Source organism: Vibrio sp. SCSIO 43153 (assembly GCF_023716625.1).
Lineage (GTDB): Bacteria > Pseudomonadota > Gammaproteobacteria > Enterobacterales > Vibrionaceae > Vibrio > Vibrio rotiferianus.
Genome location: NZ_CP071855.1, coordinates 1011185 through 1029236 on the forward strand (window position 1 = coordinate 1011185; position 18052 = coordinate 1029236).

Annotated in this window: 13 protein-coding genes and 1 other RNA gene; 12 read left to right on the top strand and 2 right to left on the bottom strand. The window is 45.6% G+C overall.

The features are described 5' to 3' along the window. The first annotated feature begins 32 nt into the window (after positions 1-32). Positions 33-467, top strand: coding sequence for a YbaY family lipoprotein (locus tag J4N37_RS04675; protein ID WP_252041778.1), 435 nt, complete (start codon positions 33-35; stop codon positions 465-467). A gap of 31 nt (positions 468-498) precedes the next feature. Here the strand turns inward: J4N37_RS04675 and J4N37_RS04680 are convergent, their stop codons facing one another. Further along, positions 499-801: a DNA base-flipping protein gene (locus tag J4N37_RS04680; protein WP_010447086.1), complete on the bottom strand. Its 303-nt coding sequence runs from the start codon at positions 799-801 to the stop codon at positions 499-501. Between the two features lie 271 nt (positions 802-1072). Between J4N37_RS04680 and J4N37_RS04685 the strand changes: the two genes are divergently transcribed. From J4N37_RS04685 to J4N37_RS04705, 5 genes are all read left to right on the top strand, one after another. Continuing rightward, positions 1073-1816, top strand: coding sequence for a VP0952 family biofilm-associated protein (locus J4N37_RS04685; protein ID WP_088881110.1), 744 nt, complete (start codon positions 1073-1075; stop codon positions 1814-1816). Positions 1817-1982: 166 nt separating this feature from the next. Beyond that, positions 1983-3989, top strand: coding sequence for a GGDEF domain-containing protein (locus J4N37_RS04690; RefSeq protein ID WP_252041779.1), 2007 nt, complete (start codon positions 1983-1985; stop codon positions 3987-3989). Between the two features lie 135 nt (positions 3990-4124). Further along, positions 4125-4221: signal recognition particle sRNA small type (ffs, locus tag J4N37_RS04695), an RNA gene on the top strand. Positions 4222-4928: 707 nt separating this feature from the next. Next, a complete protein-coding gene (locus J4N37_RS04700; RefSeq protein ID WP_252041780.1) occupies positions 4929-7682 on the top strand; it encodes a cation-translocating P-type ATPase in 2754 nt (917 codons plus the stop codon). A 183-nt stretch (positions 7683-7865) separates the two neighbouring features. Continuing rightward, positions 7866-8600: an RNA methyltransferase gene (locus tag J4N37_RS04705; protein WP_252041781.1), complete on the top strand. Its 735-nt coding sequence runs from the start codon at positions 7866-7868 to the stop codon at positions 8598-8600. A 90-nt stretch (positions 8601-8690) separates the two neighbouring features. On the opposite strand, the gene fdxA is transcribed toward J4N37_RS04705, so the two are convergent. Further along, on the bottom strand, positions 8691-9014 hold the full coding sequence (gene fdxA / locus J4N37_RS04710; protein WP_005431654.1) for a ferredoxin FdxA: 324 nt from the start codon (positions 9012-9014) through the stop codon (positions 8691-8693). A 232-nt stretch (positions 9015-9246) separates the two neighbouring features. Between fdxA and J4N37_RS04715 the strand changes: the two genes are divergently transcribed. The 6 genes from J4N37_RS04715 to udp all read left to right on the top strand — a co-directional run bounded on the left by J4N37_RS04715 (position 9247) and on the right by udp (position 17986). Beyond that, entirely contained in the window at positions 9247-10866 is a 1620-nt protein-coding gene (locus tag J4N37_RS04715) for an NAD(P)/FAD-dependent oxidoreductase (protein ID WP_045389351.1), read from the top strand. Between the two features lie 118 nt (positions 10867-10984). Then, positions 10985-11998 carry an IS110 family RNA-guided transposase gene (locus J4N37_RS04720; RefSeq protein WP_252040496.1) on the top strand — a complete coding sequence of 338 codons (1014 nt, stop codon included), beginning with the start codon at positions 10985-10987 and terminating at the stop codon, positions 11996-11998. 529 nt (positions 11999-12527) lie between these two features. Beyond that, positions 12528-12947, top strand: coding sequence for a CBS domain-containing protein (locus J4N37_RS04725; protein ID WP_010447101.1), 420 nt, complete (start codon positions 12528-12530; stop codon positions 12945-12947). Positions 12948-13062: 115 nt separating this feature from the next. Continuing rightward, complete coding sequence (locus tag J4N37_RS04730; protein ID WP_045389348.1) at positions 13063-14514, top strand: MATE family efflux transporter; 1452 nt, start codon at positions 13063-13065, stop codon at positions 14512-14514. A gap of 100 nt (positions 14515-14614) precedes the next feature. Then, positions 14615-16921 carry a zinc/cadmium/mercury/lead-transporting ATPase gene (locus tag J4N37_RS04735; RefSeq protein ID WP_252041783.1) on the top strand — a complete coding sequence of 769 codons (2307 nt, stop codon included), beginning with the start codon at positions 14615-14617 and terminating at the stop codon, positions 16919-16921. Positions 16922-17227: 306 nt separating this feature from the next. Continuing rightward, positions 17228-17986, top strand: coding sequence for a uridine phosphorylase (gene udp / locus J4N37_RS04740; protein WP_010447108.1), 759 nt, complete (start codon positions 17228-17230; stop codon positions 17984-17986). Positions 17987-18052: the final 66 nt, after the last annotated feature.

Genomic DNA, 18052 nt, shown 5'->3' on the forward strand with positions numbered 1-18052 from the left:
TAGCGCGAAATGATACACCCGTTGAGGAAACTATGAAAAAAACACTACTACTTGTTACTTCTTTACTATTCGGTGCTGCACTAGTGGGTTGCCAAACTTCTCAAAACACAGAAATGGAATCGGCTGAGGCGTCTATGAAGACAATTACAGGTACAGTGGCTTACCGTGAGCGTATCGCGCTTCCTCCTCATGCAGTAGTAACGGTAGCCCTAGAGGATGTGTCTTTGGCCGATGCACCAGCGAAAGTTCTTGCGAAACAGACATTCGAGACTGAGGGTAAACAAGTACCTTTATCGTTTGAACTAAGCTACAACAGCAACGATATCAAACCAAACCACCGTTACAGCCTACGTGCACGTATTGAAGTGGACGGTAAGCTACGTTTTATCAATGACACAAGCATTCCAGTTATTACTGATGCAGAGCAAACGCACGAAGCAAATATTCGTCTAGTGGGTACACGTTAATCGTTAGTCCAATTGATTGTAAAATGGCAGCCTAAGGCTGCCATTTGTATTTTTTGAGTGAGACTTTTCCGATCTCAGACACTTCAATGCCTTCCGCTTCAAGCTTCTGCTTTTGCCTCTCCAGATCACGACCTTTTAACGAAATTTTTCCTTGGCTATTAATTACTCGAAACCATGGAAGTTTGCTGCCTTCTGGTAGATTCCCTAATGCTTTACCTACGTGTCTTGCATAACCAGGATAGCCTGCCATTTTTGCGATCTCGCCGTAAGTTGAAACTCGTCCAATAGGAATTTGGTGAATTACAGCAAAGATTTGCATTAGAAATTGGTCCATACTGAAAGTGTCCACTGTTGTTTACCAAGGAATGGTAATACACAAGACTTGTACTTCGCTATCAGTTCTTGCTCCTTAACATCATTTGCCGCTCATGTTCCTTCACCGTGTTTTGTTGTTTCTTTTGTGAGCCGCAGCTGATCTCTAAGAGTAAGTTGGAAATACAAAAACAAGCTCAGTCTTAGTTTATATAGACCCGCTCAACGACGTTGAAGGCCCAGTTTGATATGCCGTTGAGTTACCAGGTTGGTTGGGGAAGCCAGGAGGCGCTATGATTTTTTCAACACTTCAATTTCTCGTTACGACTCTTCTTGCCGTGGTGTGCGCTCGTGCCATCAGTTTGAGCGAAGGAGACATTCCCGTTCTTGCTTTGATGATTCCTGCGTTGTGGATACTACCGCAAGGTGGTATCGCTGGATTAATACTTCTAGGAGCAATGACCGTTTATGGCTTGACGCTATCAATGCAGCCAATTGCTTTGTCGATTGGAGTGTTGATTCTATTCCCATTACTCATGGTCGTGTTCTCGCGGCGCAGTTCACTGGGCGTTTTGCTTACCGCAGGTCTCATTGTGCTCACGTTACAAGTTGGCATCATGGTAACGCAGCAAGCTGGTAAATTAGATGGGACTCCTTGGATTACCGTTGTTCAAACGATGGCCGTTGTCGTGATGTGGTGGGCTGCCAACCATTGGAAACCCTCAGAGAAACATAGCTGGTGGTCACTGTTGTTATTGTTGCCATTATGGTTGGCGGATTTGCCTTATGCTGTATTAGTTGCGTTAAGTGTCACCGGGATCCTAGCTTCTATGGAAGCGCTGACTAAGATTAAAAACTCAATGCGTTGGGGAAAGTTACTCTGTTGGACATTACCAACCGTAGGCTTTGCTGCGTTGGTTGTTAACCCAAATATTGATGTCCCTAATCCGGTATTTGTAGTCTGGATTTGTTTGTTGGGAACGGCTTGGATGACAGACTATATCTTGAGAAGCAGTGACGAGCAGGCAGAATTGTAACGTACAGAAATTTAACGAGAAAGAGTGATACTCTCTACAGTCTCTCCATCAATCGATGAAAAATGAAGCCGAATAGTATATGTTCGGCTTTTCATATTTACAGGGTATGTCAATTACATGTTGTTGGGTGAATGGCCCAACTAACCGTATGCATAATTAGTTGGTCATGGTTAAGATTTTTAAAGGGCTGGTATTTGCTTATTTGTTGCAGTGCAGTCCATTCCTGTTTGCTCAGTCAGTGCATCAGAAAGAATATAAAGTTGCTACAGAAGCGGATGATATTGTTACACGCGCTTTGTTTGATGCGATTTCAGCAGAGTTTGATGTATCAATACAATACGTCAATTTCTCTAGCTTTGATGCCATTCTAGATTCTGTAGCAGAAGGTAAGAGTGACTTTGCCGCCAATATAACCTTCACCGAAAAGCGAGCTAAACGCTTTAGTTATTCCCGCCCAACGAATATCGAATACACCTACCTATTCGGTCACACAGATAAAACCTTGGATGACATTCATAACGTTGGAGTGCCTCAGGATACAATATACTCAGAGCTTATCAGGCACTATTATCCGGATATCGAGCAGGTGTTTTATCAAGGCCACGATGAAGCCGTTGAACTACTGAATAGTGGTAGGGTTGATGGTGTTGTCGATGCCATCAACCAACTCAAACCCATGTTGTTAGATGGGTTTGATGCGCAGTTACTTAATGATCAAATCTCTATTAAGCCTGTTTCCATTGTTAGCCCTAAAGGTCTGCATTTACATGAGCTAGAGGCTTTTTCTGAGTATATCCATAGTGAAGAAGTACAAAAATTACTTCGGGAAAGGGTCGCAAAATATCAGTTTGATCTTCGTCAGAGCGCTTTACGGGAAGGGTTAAGTACCTTACCAATTGATTTGAAGCAGCCAATAATCATTAAGCTTGAGCCTATCTTCCCTTACGTGGTTTACAACGATGATGGAACCATTGAGGGAATGACAGCAGAGGTGGTCTACAAAAGCTGCGATATCTTGAACTTAAATTGTGAGATTGTGAGTCAAAAGGATGAAAGCTGGGAAAGTATGTATAGCCAGTTCATTCAAGGTGACATAGACATGATAGCACCGCTAACGATAAGCCGTGACCGGCGTGCATTTAGTTACTTTACCCAGCCGCATTATTCGCCAAGTTCGGTCATGGTAAGGCGCCTAGGATACAAACCTAATGTCTATTCTCATGTCTCCCAGCTAATCTCTGAACGTATTGGTGTGGTGAAAGAAGACTTTTTTGATCATCTTTTGAGCCAAATGTTGCCGCTGAAAAGTTTGAAAAGATATGAAAACCAACAAGCTCTCATCGATGCACTACTTGAGCGAGAGGTGGACTATATCGCGATGGATACCGCGATGCTCAACCATTTTCTTCGTCTAAGTGAGTTATTGCCCATCGAGCAGGACAACGCGATTGGTGAATTTTATCAATCGCAGCTTTCAGTTGGCTTAGCAAAGTCCACTAAAGGTGAATTGTTGGCGCCATATTTTTCTAGAGCGATATCTATGTTGAATTTGGACAATATTGTCGCTCGATACGATTTACGGCCAGATTGGCGTACGGCATTAGAATATGAGGTAAGGCTGGCAACCCAAACTCAAGCTGTATTCCTATTTGTACTGATATTTGCAATCTGTGTATCGATTTACCTTTATCGTCAATCCAATACCGATAATTTAACAGGGTTACGCAATCGCAGGTCATTGCAATTGCGTTTTCGCCAGGGAGTCTCACCAGAGTTAGCAATCCTCTACCTAGATATTAATCGTTTCAAGCAAATCAACGATACATATGGTCACAGAGCGGGAGATATGGTTTTGCAACAGCTCTCAAATGACATCAAAGCCTTGTGGGATGGCAGAAGCTATCGTCTTGGAGGAGATGAGTTCATTCTTATTGGTAACCCGACTCAAGCACAGCTAGGGCTGGCAATAGAAAAGCTGGCAACTATTACTTTACAAGATGGAACGTTAGATGAAGCTCACCCTATCTCTGTTTCTGTTGGTTGCTCGGTGAATCGTCAAAAGACATTGAGTCTAGAGAGCGCTCTCCATCTTGCCGATGAAGATATGTATCAAAGAAAGCAAGCATCACGACAAGAGACGAGACCGAAGCCTGCCAATGAGATTCGTGTTTAACTGTTGAATTGACCGAGTTTTGTTCAAACAGAAATGAAATGGGCAAAATCGTCGCTTTAGCCCTTGCAATCCGAGAGGCGATGCTGAATAATCCTCACATCATTTGAGACACGCTCTCAAAACAGAATTATGGGGCCCTGGTCCTCTCGCAACAATAGCTCGTGAACTCGGTCAGGTCCGGAAGGAAGCAGCCGCAGCGTGTGACTTGTGTGCCGGGATGTGGCTGGGGTCCCACCCTTTAAAAGCCTCGCTTATACAGCGAGGCTTTTTCGTTTCTGCGCTGTCAAATACTCTCTCAAACCTTTTCCCTTTCTCTCAACTGGCTATTCGTCTGGCTGGTGGTTTCTCATTACTCATAACCAAATTTGTATGCAGTGTTCAGCCGTGTCTCTTGTGATTTCTCCTTTGTTTTTGAGTGAATAAATATGCTGATTGTATAACTCGAAAATGATGCATTTCGACTAGCTAAAATTGGTCATTCTTTATTAGCAATTTTTCTATCTTCCCTAGCAAATCTTTTCGGATAGTTTGCACTTTTGTCACGCTTGTTAGCCACTCTTAATAAAATCATCTTGTAGAAAAATTACACTTTTCGGGAAAAATGAAGTGTTTGTTCAGTCTAATCGGGGTCTTATTCATGTTCATTTACACTTAATTGATCTTTTGTATGACAAAATAAAATCGAGATTGATTGGGGTCAAAGATTCGTCCGCATTCGCTATCTGCCTATCTGAAAGTTAATTACAAGTATTCATCGGTTCGGGTAGGTTATTTTTACTCGCTGGCATAACACTGAATAGATTCTTGATAAATATTCAAAATGAAAATAAACGGTGCAACGGTGACTAGCGAGGCGATTTAACTCAATTCTATTCAGCGAATGCTTTTTATCAGTTTGAAATTGTACTGATGTCGCTTGAATGCTTTTTGGAGACCCCCATGACTAAAAAGTGGTTTACTGAGTCGGTTGAAGAAACACTGACTCAATTTAATGTATCAACTGAGCAAGGTTTGACTTCGGGAGAAGTAGAGCAGCGTCAGGCTGAACACGGCAAAAACGAGTTACAAGAGCAAGAAGGCAAATCTGCCCTTGAGCTATTCCTACACCAATTTAAGAACCCATTGATCTTCATTCTGGGTATTGGTGCGATTGTTTCCTTCTTTACTGGTCACCTTGTGGATGCGATTGCCATCACTGTGATCATCTTCATCAATGCCATCATCGCATTTTGGCAAGAGTTTAAAGCTCAGAAGGGTATGGAAGCGCTGCGCGAAATGGCAGCGCCAACCGCACAAGTTCGTCGCAATGGCGAGTGGGTTGATGTGTTGGCACGTGACATTGTGCCGGGTGACATTCTAAAGATTAATACGGGCGATATCCTTGCTGCGGACGTGCGCATCATTGAAGCGAACCGTCTTGCGGTCGATGAAGCCGCGCTTACTGGTGAGTCTGAGCCGGTTGATAAAATCGTTAAGGTGATTGAAGACGAAACCGTCGGCCTTGGTGATCAGCGTAATATGGGCTTTATGACCACGATTGTGACCACTGGTACAGGCTTAGGTGTGGTTGTCAGCACAGGCATGAAGACCGAAGTTGGCCACATTGCGGACATGATGGCAAACACCGAAGAAACCAAAACACCAATGCAAGAGCGTATGGATACCATCGCGAAAACCTTGATGATCGCGGCTTTGGGTGTAGTGGCTGTGGTTTGTGGTATCGGTCTTTACCATGGTATGCCTTGGCTGGAAATTCTGAACACGGGTATTTCGTTGTCGGTAGCGGCTATTCCAGAAGGTCTGCCAACAGTTATCTCAATTGTTTTGACGATGGGCTCAACGCGCATGGTGAAGAACAACGCGTTGGCGAAGCAGCTTTCTGCGATTGAGACGCTCGGTTCAACCACGGTTATCTGTTCAGATAAAACAGGTACGCTGACACAAAACCAAATGCAGGTAATGAAAGCGTACGATGCAAGTGGTCGTTACTGGGAAGTGTCAGGCAAAGGCTTTAGCCCTGAGGGTGAATTTAAGCCGCTAGGCCACACGGTTGATGCAAAGCAAAGCCCAGAGATGATGAAAGGTTTAGTGGTTGCGACCCTATGTAATGATGCGGAATACATCAAAAATGGCGATAACTCGTCTGTGCGTGGTAACCCAACCGAAGGCGCATTGATTGTTGCAGCGGCAAAAGCGGGTCTGGAGCAATCAGACATGCTATCGACAGGCGGTTACTCTATCGTTGAGAAGTTCCCGTTCGACTCTGCACGTAAGATGGCGTCAGTGATTGTCAAAGGACCGGATGGTAAGCACTTCCTTGCTATTAAAGGTGCGCCAGATGTGGTGTTACGCAATGCCTCTGGCTTTATGGTTGATGGTGGCGAGCTACCTACAGCGCCAACGATGTCGACAGGCAGCTTAGCGTTAGCGGCAAGCCCTGCAGAAGAGGTGATTGCGAACTACGAAGCGGCAATTCAGGACTTTGCAGAGCAAGCGCTTCGCACTTTGGCAGTAGGTTATAAAGAGCTGACAGAAGATGATCTCAAGCGTGATCCTGCTGAGCTAGAGAAAGATGTGACCGTGCTTGGTTTGTACGGAATTATGGACCCACCACGTCCAGAAGTTCGCGACGCAGTAGAAAGCTGTTATAACGCGGGCGTTCGTACGGTGATGATCACTGGTGACCACGCACTTACTGCAGCGGCAATTGCACGCGAAATCGGTATTATCCGCAGTGAAAAAGACTTGGTCATCACGGGCGCACAACTGGATGAGATGGATGATGAAGCGCTACGTAAAATCTGTCCGGAAGTTGCCGTCTTTGCTCGTGTAACACCAGAACACAAGCTGCGCATTGTTCAAGCTCAGCAACACAATAATGAAGTGGCAGCGATGACAGGTGACGGCGTGAATGACGCGCCAGCTCTTCGCCGTGCGGATATCGGTGTTGCAATGGGTATCACCGGTACATCGGTAGCCAAAGATTCGGGCGATTTGATTCTACTGGATGACAACTTCAGCACGATCGTGAAAGCGGTACGCCAAGGTCGTCAGATCTTCGATAACTTGCGTAAGTTCATTCGCCAAGCACTGACGGCGAACGTGGGTGAAGTATCGGTTATCTTGTTTGCTTTCTTGATGATGGGGCCAGAAGCGATTCTGCCACTTACGCCACTGATGATTCTATGGATTAACTTAGTCTCTGACGGTCTGCCAGCGCTGGCATTGGGTGTAGAACCTGAAGAAAAAGATCTGATGGAGCGTAAGCCGCGTAAGCGTAACGAAAGTTTCTTCAGCGACCATCTGGGTACACGTATTGTGACACGCGGTTTGGCATTAGGCGGTATGAGCTACTTGGCGTTCAATTGGGCACTGAGCAGCGGTCAAAGCGCGCAGTATGCACAAACGATGGCATTCGCAATGCTGATTTTTGCTCAGCTATGGCACTTGTTTGACTCGCGTACATTTAACTCGCTATACCGTAAGAATCCATTCACCAACAAATACCTGTTGGGGGCTGTCGCGGTCTCGGCAACGCTGTCTCTTGGCGTGATTTACACCGGTCTTGGTCAGTTGATCTTTAACACAGAGGCACTAAGTGCTGGTCACCTATTTGGTGTGATTCTTGTGTCTTCACTGCCGACATTCATTTTGTCTGGCATTAAAGAGATGACGAAAACAAAAGTCGTTTAAGAATGGTGATGTCGATTCTTTCAGCATAGGGAAGCGACAGATGCCTAAAGCCCGCCGAGAGTGATAGCTTGGCGGGCTTTTCTTTTCTCTCAAGCAAGGCATCTCTTTAGCTGTGCGAAGGTTTACTCTATAATCCCCCCGTTTTCATCTGGTACTTCACCAACTTTCATCTGGGATATTTTCATGATTTCAAAAAACCAACTAAAACTGCTGCGTGCTTTAGGTCAAAAGAAGCAGCGTAAAGCGCACGGCTTATTTCTGGTTCAAGGTGAAAAGAACGTACTGGAATTGGCGAGCAGCTCACTCACGGTAAAGCAGATTTTTGCGACGGCCGAGTTTCTGAATGAGCATCGCCAAGAACTAAATGGCTTCGAATGTATTGAAGCGTCACTAGATGACCTAACTAAAGCAAGTACCTTGGTGAGCAACAATGCAGCCATTGCTGTGGTTGAAATTCCAAACGTAACAGTGCCTCAGGCAAAAGGCTTGATGATTGCATTGGATGGCGTTTCTGACCCGGGCAACCTAGGTACGATCATTCGCGTAGCAGATTGGTACGGTATCAAGCACATCATCGCGAGCACAGATTGTGCCGATCCATACAACCCAAAAACCATCAGTGCAACCATGGGCAGCTTTGGTCGCGTGCAAGTGAGCCTAGTGGATTTACCAAGCTACCTAGAAGAGGCAAACTTGCCAGTGTATGGTGCTTTCCTTGAAGGCGAGAGTGTGCACAAGACAGAATTCTCAGCAGAAGGTATTTTGTTGATGGGCAGCGAATCTCATGGTGTGCGTGAAGCCGCATCGAAGTTTGTGACCGACAAGATTACCATTCCAGCGTTTGGCGGTGCTGAGTCTCTAAACGTGGCAATGGCGACAGGTATTATTCTGGACAACATGCGTCGTCAACACAGCTAATCGCATCAACGAATCATAGATACAAAAAAAGCGTAACGAGCCAGACTTTTTCAAGTTGAGGTTCATTACGCTTTTTTCGTTTTAATGCGCTTATTTTTCTAGCATGTCTAACTTGTTTGGCACGCCGTTCCACTTTTCCGCTTCATCCATTGCTGGCTTGACCTCAGTTTGTACCGGCCAGATTTCTGCAAGTTCTGCATTGAGCTCTTTGTAGATCACTTGATCTTCTGGAAGCTCGTCTTCTTGGAAGATGGCGGCTGCGGCACATTCGTCCACGCACAAACCACAGTCGATGCACTCAATCGGGTTGATTACCATAAAGTTTGGGCCTTCGTGGAAGGCATCAGCAGGGCATACCGCGACACAGTCAGTGTATTTACATTGGATACAGTTATCGGTTACGACAAACGCCATGATAATCAGCTCTTAAGTTAGTCAAAATTGAAGAATGGGGATAATACTCATCCCAAGGCAAAATTCAACATTCGCTACGTTAATTCCGCCGTGCAACTTGGATTTAGTATGACAGACAATTCAATTTCTCGTAAAATGCGCGCCATTGTGAGCTGACCATTGTAGAACTCCTCAAAAATATGAAGAGAAATGCATGGCTTTGGCTAAGACACCTACCATAACGAGACATCACATGATTCGTATTAATGAAATTAAACTTCCTCTTGATCATGAGGAAGGCGCGCTATTGGACGCGATTACTAAAAAGCTTGGCATTGCTGCTGAGAAAGTTATCTCTTTTAATGTCTTTAGACGCGGCTACGATGCTCGTAAGAAAACCAATATCCATCTTATCTACACGCTAGACATCATCGTTGAAGGTGATGAAGAAGCGTTGCTAGCGAAATTTGAAAAAGATCCGCACGTTCGCCAAACGCCAGATATGGAATACAAGTTTGTTGCGAAAGCACCAGAGAACCTAACAGAGCGCCCAGTGGTGATCGGTTTTGGTCCTTGTGGTCTGTTTGCGGGCTTGGTTTTGGCTCAAATGGGGTTTAACCCAATCATCGTTGAGCGTGGTAAAGAAGTACGTGAGCGTACTAAAGACACGTTCGGCTTTTGGCGTAAGCGCACACTAAACCCAGAATCGAACGTGCAGTTTGGTGAGGGCGGCGCGGGTACTTTCTCTGATGGTAAGCTTTACAGCCAAGTGAAAGATCCAAACTTCTACGGTCGTAAAGTGATCACTGAGTTTGTAGCAGCAGGCGCACCAGAAGAAATTCTATACGTAAGTAAGCCGCACATCGGTACCTTTAAACTGGTTACCATGATCGAGAAGATGCGCGCGAAAATCATCGAGCTAGGTGGTGAGATCCGTTTTAGCACTCGTGTTGACGATCTGCATATGGAAGATGGTCAAATCACAGGCGTAACGCTATCAAATGGTGAAGAGATCAAATCTCGTCACGTTGTACTAGCGGTAGGTCACAGTGCTCGTGATACGTTTGAAATGCTGCACGACCGTGGCGTTTACATGGAAGCGAAGCCGTTCTCAGTTGGTTTCCGTATTGAGCACAAACAGTCGATGATCGACGAAGCACGTTTTGGTCCAAATGCAGGTCACCCTATTCTTGGGGCGGCAGACTACAAACTGGTTCACCACTGTAAGAATGGCCGTACGGTTTACAGTTTCTGTATGTGTCCTGGTGGTACTGTTGTTGCGGCAACTTCTGAAGAAGGCCGCGTGGTAACCAACGGCATGAGCCAATACTCTCGTGCAGAGCGTAACGCGAACAGCGCAATCGTAGTGGGTATCTCTCCAGAAGTTGATTACCCAGGTGATCCTCTAGCGGGTATCCGTTTCCAACGTGAACTAGAATCGGGCGCTTACACACTCGGCGGTGAGAACTACGATGCACCAGCACAGAAAATCGGTGACTTCCTGAAAGGTCGCGATCCAAGTGCACTAGGTGATGTTGAGCCATCATTCACTCCGGGTATCAAACTGACTGACCTGTCAAAAGCGCTACCTGCATTTGCTATCGAAGCGATTCGTGAAGCAATCCCAGCATTCGATCGTAAGATCAAAGGCTTTGCGTCAGAAGATGGTCTACTGACGGGTGTTGAGACGCGTACGTCTTCTCCAGTTTGCATCAAGCGTGGTAAAGACTTCCAGAGCATCAATTTGAAAGGCTTCTTCCCTGCGGGTGAAGGTGCAGGCTACGCGGGTGGTATCCTTTCTGCGGGTATCGATGGCATTAAAGTGGCTGAAGCGGTGGCGCGTGATATCGTTGAAGCGATGGAAAATGCTTAATTTATTCGAGTAATAATACTTCGAAAGCCAGCCTCATTTGAGGTTGGCTTAATTATATGGTCCGCCCCACTCTCAAGCCCTTAAGCTTAGAGTAGGCTCTCAGAATGAGGTGAACCATATGTCTTCTATTCATATTTTAGGTATCGACCTAGGCAAGCACTGTTTCCACGCTATCGCTCATAACCGTTCAGGTGCAGAAGTATTACGTCGTAAGTTTAGTCGAAACCAACTCCAACGTTTCCTTTGTAAAATCGAACCAACAACCATTGCTTTCGAAGCTTGTGGCGGTGCTCATTGGCTTGCTCGCAAGAGTGGTGAATACGGTCATCAAGTTCGACTTATTCCTCCCCAGTACGTTAAGCCTTATGTCAAAGGCAACAAAAATGATTTCATAGATGCATCAGCAATCGCAGAAGCCGCTGGTCGACCAACAATGAGGTTTATCGCGGTAAAAAGTGAAGAAGCCCAAGTTATCGCAGCGATTCATCGTGTCAGAGATGGTTATATCAAGGAGAGAACGGCCGCCATGTCTCGAATTGGGGCTATCTTGCTTGAGTTCGGCCTAAGTTTTCCAAAGGGGCATGCAAAGATGAAGGCTCTCTTCCAATGGCTAGCAGAGCAAAAAGCGTCTTTACCAGAAAGCTTACTCGTTGAATTAGTGTCTATCCACGAGCATTACAAATACCTTAATGAACGAGTCAAAGTTCAAGACAGTAAGCTTCAAGCCGTTGTTAACAATAACGAAAGTGCACAATTGCTGAAAACTATCCCTGGCGTTGGCGACCTCACATCGACGTTGTGTGTTGCCGATGTAAGTTCCCCAAGTAACTTCACCAATGGTCGGGAAATGGCTGCATGGTTAGGGCTTGTGCCGAGACAGTTCTCTACGGGAGGAAAGACCAAGCTACTTGGCATGAGTAAACGAGGCAATAAACATCTCAGAACTCTGTTTATCCATGGAGCAAGAGCAGTTCTCTCAAGGCTAGAAACGACAGGGAAAGTGTTTGGAGAGTGGCTCATCAAGCTCCGGGCGACGAAGCCATTTAATGTTGTGGTCGTAGCACTTGCCAACAAGCTAGCAAGAATAGCTTGGGCGGTGTTATACCACCGCCAAGCTTTTAAGGCTGTATAGCTATAACCAAGTTTGCAACGCCAATGAACGTGATGACAAAAACGGTCAATCGACCAGATTAAGAACCTGACACAAAAAATAGCGTTAAACGCTTTGGGCTTTTTAAGGATAATCTGGCGCAGATATCATCGTGGAGCTGGGAAGCTAGTGCTCCCAACAAGGACTCCGAATACATTAGCGCAAACCAACTCCGTTATGACTTAATTGTAGTTGCAATAACGGGGCGGACCATACATTTTTGTTTGCACTGCATAGCTAATTATTTCTAACTTGAGTTTTTATTAACTCGACTTTATCTCGACCTCTGCGCACGCTGTACATTTTCACTGTTCATCACCAGACTGAGTTTTGCACCCGAGGTAAATAAATATGCAACTGTGTATTTATTGTTTTGTCTTATGTATCAGTTCGGATAGAGATCAATAGACTAAATCTATAGATAAAATTGCTAATTTCCATTTAGTAAAATCAAGAAATTAGACGACACTTATCTTAAAGGCAGCAAAAACGTGCCGCTAAGGAGATAAGAATGCACTCACTAAAAGTTAAAGATTACATGACATTGCAAGCGGTGACGTTCACCAAAAACATGTCGCTAACAGCGGCTTTGGATAAGGTGATGCAAAGTGTTACTCTAGGTGGACCAGTTATTGACGAAAACGAGAAAGTCGTAGGGTTCCTTTCTGAGCAAGACCTTTTAGACAAACTCGTTAAAGCCAGTTACCACTGTCAGGATACACATACTGTTGAAGAGTGTATGCATGACGATGTACTTTCTGTGTCACCGGAAATGTCGATCATTGAGTTGGCCGATATGATGAAAATAGGCAAGCCAAAAATGTATCCGGTAGTGGATGACAAAGAAAAATTGGTCGGCGTGATTACAAGACGTGATGTACTTCGAGCGATAGGTAAGTCTCTAAACGAGTGCTTCCAGCATCCTGTTTAAAACCCAAATTAGATCCCCAGTTACCTCAAGATGCTCACTTCAGCTCTTGGTGTTACTTGAAGGGTAAAACTAAGACGAAAGGCGCCTCGGCGTCTTTTTGTCGTTGAGGAAGAATATGTCTACCCAAGACGCGAAGTTTGTCCAAGGTTCCACTATGCGCCACATCTTAGTGATGTCAGGTGCGGGATCAGTAGGATTGATGGCCCTGTTTGTTGTCGACTTACTCGATATGCTGTTCATCAGTATGTTGGGGCAGGTTGAGTTGGCGGCTGCCGTTGGTTTCGCAGGAACACTGATTTTCTTCTCGACTTCTGCGTCTATCGGCACGTCGATTGCGATGGGGGCTTTGGTCTCCAAGTCTATTGGGGCAAAGGACTTCGATCGTGCGAGGTTGATGAGCGGTAGTATTATGCTGACCGCCTTTATGATCAGTTTAGTGATCACTATTGGTATGTACATCCATATCCCTGAACTCTTAGCTGCAATCGGTGCAGAGGGAGTGGCCGCGGAGCGTGCCGAGGCGTATCTTAACATTCTATTGCCAAGTGCGCCGATACTGGCGTTGGGTATGTCAGCAGGTGCAGGTTTACGTGCTGCTGGAGATGCTAAACGCTCTATGTGGGCGACCTTATCAGGTGGTATTGTTAATGCGATTCTTGACCCATTGTTCATCTTCGTTTTTAAATGGAATGTGGAGGGGGCTGCTGCGGCTTCGGTTATTGCTCGTTTCACCGTGTTAGTATTCTCTCTTTATCCGTTAATCAAAGTGCACAAACTGGTTTCTCTTCCAAACTTCGATATCTTTAAAAACAACCTCAAGCCAATTTTAGCGATTGCTGTGCCTGCGATTATTACCAATACTGCAACGCCTATTGGTAATGCAATTGTGACTACTCATATCGCTCAATTTGGCGAAGACTTCGTCGCAGGGTTTGCGGTGATTGGGCGCTTAACGCCAGTTTGTTTCGCGGTGATTTTTGCGCTCTCTGGTGCGGTTGGTCCTATCATTGGGCAGAACTTTGGTGCGGAGCGTATGGATCGTGTTAAGCGTACTCTAACCGATTCTTTACTGGTGACCACGATTTACACCCTAGGTGTCTGTGCTTTGCTTTATGTGCTGCAAGATTACATCGTAGCAATGTTTAGCCTGACGGGTGATGCCGCGATTATTGTTATCGCATTTTGTACCTATATTGCCATTACATTTGTCTTCAATGGGACTTTGTTTGTCGCCAACACTTCTTTCAATAATCTCGGTAAACCGCTTTATTCCACGGCATTGAACTTAGGTAAAGCAACAATCGGCACTCTGCCTTTCGTTTACTTTGGATCGCAATGGTACGGAGCACTTGGCGTGTTATATGGACAAGCGGTGGGTACGATAGTGTTTGGGTTGCTGGCGTTAGTTGTGCTGAATAAACACATTAAAGACCTGATGCAAAACTTCGGAGAAGAAGATATAGAAGACGATCCAGCGATCACTTGCGTTAATACTCAACCTTTTTGCTCTCACGATGCGGTATTGATTGATGAAGTGGCAACCGCTTTGGAAGAAGAAAAAGCATAAATTTCGTCAATTGAACATAAATGCACTTGACCTTGGAGTTAGCTCCAAGGTTTATTCTTAGCAGTAGATAAAGGTTTATCACCAATAAGGAAAGTGAATTATGTGTACGAAACATCAAGGTTGCCAATCAGGCAAAATCAAATCTGCGGTGGCAGTAGGTGCAAGTGACTCATGCTGCGCACCAGCAAAGCCAACGCTAAACATTACCCAAGCAACCGTTGCTGTCTCAGAAGAATCTTGTTGTAGCGGCGGAAGCTGTAGCTCGGATTCTGTTGACGACGAAGGTCCTGCCGGACCCCTGGAGTCCACCATTCGTCATAGTTGGCTAGTGTCAGGCATGGATTGTCCGGCCTGTGCGCAAAAGCTAGAGAAGGCCATCTCTTCTGTTGAAGGGGTCACAAATGCCAAAGTCTTGTTCGCGACAGAAAAGTTAGTGGTCGATTTTGATAACCGAGCACTTGCGCCTGTTATCGAGCAAATTTCTCAGCAAACCGGATTCCCACTGACTTCGACAGATGCACCAAAACCAAAAGCCGAGAAAAAGGGTTGGGTTGGCGTTATCAAAGACAATGTTCAGATCCTCTCTATTGCAGGTGCGATGGCGTTTGCTGGCATCATTTCTGATTTCAATCCAACGCTAAGTACTTGGTTGTTTACTTTGACCTGTTTGCTTGGCTTGTATCCGGTTGCGATGAAAGCCATTAAGTTGGCCCGAACAGGTACGCCATTTGCGATTGAAACATTAATGAGTGTAGCGGCGTTAGGTGCGCTCTACCTTGGTGAAACCGCGGAAGCGGCGATGGTGCTATTGCTTTTCCTTATTGGTGAAAAGTTAGAAGCATATGCATCATCTCGCGCTCGCAGCGGTGTTCAAGCATTGATGGATCTCGTACCAGAGAATACAACCCTGATTGTCGATGGTGAACGTCAAGAAGTGCCAGCGTCACAGCTTCAACCAGGTGACGTGATTGAAGTTGCGCCTGGTGGCCGTATGCCTGCGGACGGTCTGCTTATGACTCAAGCAGCCAGCTTCGATGAGAGTGCATTGACGGGCGAGTCCGTTCCGGTAGAGCACAACGAAGGCGGTAAAATCATGGCGGGCGCTGTGGTTGTTGATAAAGTCGTGCAAGTGAAGGTTACCTCTCGCCAAGGTGAGAATGCAATTGACCGTATCCTACATTTGATTGAAGAAGCGGAATCACGCAAAGCACCACTTGAACGTTTCCTAGATAAGTTTAGCCGTTGGTACACACCATTGATGATGCTTGTCTCTCTATTAGTCATCATCACACCGCCATTGTTGTTTGCTCAACCTTGGGAAACGTGGGTGTACCGTGGTCTAGCATTGCTGTTGATCGCATGTCCATGTGCACTCGTCATCTCTACGCCAGCGGCGATCACTTCTGGCTTGGCGGCAGCGGCAAAACGAGGCGCACTGATCAAAGGTGGTGCAGCGCTCGAGCTATTGGGTCGTGTTGAATCTGTAGCATTCGATAAAACAGGCACATTGACACAAGGTAAACCGCAAGTAACTGATGTGGTACCGTTTGATGTGACGGAAGAACAACTGCTGAGCTTGACCGCTTCGATTGAGATTGGCTCAAGTCACCCGCTAGCAATTTCTTTGGTGAACAAAGCGCAAGAGCAGGGCATCAACATTCCTGAAGCGGCAGACAAAACGGCACAGGTTGGTTCTGGTGTGACAGGTCTTGTTGAAGGCAAATTGGTTCAAGTGATTGCGCCATCGAAAGCCGATTTTGCCATCGCGTCTGACATCGAACAGCAAGTCGTGGCGTTGGAAGACCAAGGTAAGACGGTGGTTATCGCTCGTCACGATGAACAAGTGATTGGTTTGATTGCTTGGCAAGACACGCTTCGTCAAGATGCTCAACAAGCCGTTGCTGCATTGAAGAAACTGGGTATTTCATCTGTGATGCTAACAGGTGACAATCCTCGCAGCGCCGAAGCAATTGCGAACCAAATTGGTCTTGATTACAAAGCGAGTTTGTTACCGGCAGACAAAGTGCACTACGTGGAAGAGATTTCAGCGCAGCACACCGTTGCGATGGTGGGCGATGGTATTAATGACGCCCCAGCGATGAAAGCTTCCAGCATTGGCATTGCCATGGGCGGTGGTACTGACGTTGCACTCGAAACGGCTGATGCCGCGCTGACTCATAACCGTTTGATTGAGCTAGCAGGCATGATCGAGCTATCACGTGCGACGCTCAATAATATCCGTCAGAACGTTGCGTTGGCTCTAGGACTGAAAGGCGTGTTCTTGGTAACGAGTTTGCTAGGTATAACAGGCTTGTGGGTAGCTGTGTTGGCCGACAGTGGAGCAACAGCTCTTGTTACTTTGAACGCTCTGAGATTACTTCGTTTTGAATCTAAGCAAGTAAAATAACCATTAAAGTGAAATGAAAACTGACCTGAGGCAGAAGTGTCTCAGGTTTTTTTATGCCTATTAAATCGATACAGCTTTGGTGTTTGTTTCGTTTGGCAAATCACTTATTCCTATGCAACGAAATGATCTTTAGCTCCTTAAAGTGTGATCTAAACCGTTTTTATTTGAAAGTGTGGTTTTATTACATTGTTTCATTGTGATTGCGATCACTCTATGTTGGTGAAAGGTTCGCTACAGTGCATCTGTACCCAACAACTTATTAATGAGCTTATTGTTTACAAAATAAGCCACAACAAGGAGCAACTTATGTCTCAAGCTGTATTCCATTTAGGTATTACTGAAGCTGATCTTAATGGTGCAACTCTAGCAATTATTCCTGGTGATCCAGCACGCGTACAAAAAATCGCTGAAGAAATGGAAAACCCTGTATTTCTAGCAAGTCACCGTGAATACACGCTATACCGTGCAGAGCTAGACGGTAAACCTGTTGTGGTTTGTTCTACAGGTATCGGTGGCCCATCTACTTCTATTGCAGTAGAAGAGCTAGCGCAACTTGGTGTTCGTACTTTCCTACGTGTAGGTACTACAGGTGCGATCCAACCGCACGTAAACGTAGGTGATATGATCGTTACTACAGGTTCTGTTCGCCTAGACGGTGCGAGCCTACACTTTGCTCCAATGGAGTTCCCAGCGGTAGCTGATTTTGAAATTGCTACAGCAATGAAAGCGGCAGTAGAAGAATCTGGTGCTGCAGTACACATGGGTGTGACAGCTTCAAGTGATACTTTCTACCCAGGCCAAGAACGTTACGACACTTTCTCTGGTCGTGTTGTTAAGCGTTTCCAAGGTTCTATGCAAGAGTGGCAGGACATGGGCGTTCTGAACTTCGAAATGGAGTCAGCAACACTGCTAACTATGTGTGCAAGCTCAGGCCTAAAAGCAGGTTGTGTGGCGGGTGTAATTATCAACCGTACACAAAAAGAGATTCCAGATCATTCAACTCTGAAAGAAACGGAAGCTCGCTCAATTAAGGTTGTAGTTGAAGCGGCTCGTAAGATGCTTTAATAACAACGGTTAGTTGGCATTTAAACAAACGGGAAAAGCCAGAGGTTCGCCTCTGGTTTTTTCTAT

What these genes read in the sequence shown, in the direction of transcription:
- J4N37_RS04675 (WP_252041778.1), top strand. Translation starts at nt 33, where the DNA reads ATGAAAAAAACACTACTACTTGTTACTTCTTTACTATTCGGTGCTGCA.
- J4N37_RS04680 (WP_010447086.1), bottom strand. Translation starts at nt 801, where the DNA reads ATGGACCAATTTCTAATGCAAATCTTTGCTGTAATTCACCAAATTCCT.
- J4N37_RS04685 (WP_088881110.1), top strand. Translation starts at nt 1,073, where the DNA reads ATGATTTTTTCAACACTTCAATTTCTCGTTACGACTCTTCTTGCCGTG.
- J4N37_RS04690 (WP_252041779.1), top strand. Translation starts at nt 1,983, where the DNA reads ATGGTTAAGATTTTTAAAGGGCTGGTATTTGCTTATTTGTTGCAGTGC.
- J4N37_RS04700 (WP_252041780.1), top strand. Translation starts at nt 4,929, where the DNA reads ATGACTAAAAAGTGGTTTACTGAGTCGGTTGAAGAAACACTGACTCAA.
- J4N37_RS04705 (WP_252041781.1), top strand. Translation starts at nt 7,866, where the DNA reads ATGATTTCAAAAAACCAACTAAAACTGCTGCGTGCTTTAGGTCAAAAG.
- fdxA (WP_005431654.1), bottom strand. Translation starts at nt 9,014, where the DNA reads ATGGCGTTTGTCGTAACCGATAACTGTATCCAATGTAAATACACTGAC.
- J4N37_RS04715 (WP_045389351.1), top strand. Translation starts at nt 9,247, where the DNA reads ATGATTCGTATTAATGAAATTAAACTTCCTCTTGATCATGAGGAAGGC.
- J4N37_RS04720 (WP_252040496.1), top strand. Translation starts at nt 10,985, where the DNA reads ATGTCTTCTATTCATATTTTAGGTATCGACCTAGGCAAGCACTGTTTC.
- J4N37_RS04725 (WP_010447101.1), top strand. Translation starts at nt 12,528, where the DNA reads ATGCACTCACTAAAAGTTAAAGATTACATGACATTGCAAGCGGTGACG.
- J4N37_RS04730 (WP_045389348.1), top strand. Translation starts at nt 13,063, where the DNA reads ATGTCTACCCAAGACGCGAAGTTTGTCCAAGGTTCCACTATGCGCCAC.
- J4N37_RS04735 (WP_252041783.1), top strand. Translation starts at nt 14,615, where the DNA reads ATGTGTACGAAACATCAAGGTTGCCAATCAGGCAAAATCAAATCTGCG.
- udp (WP_010447108.1), top strand. Translation starts at nt 17,228, where the DNA reads ATGTCTCAAGCTGTATTCCATTTAGGTATTACTGAAGCTGATCTTAAT.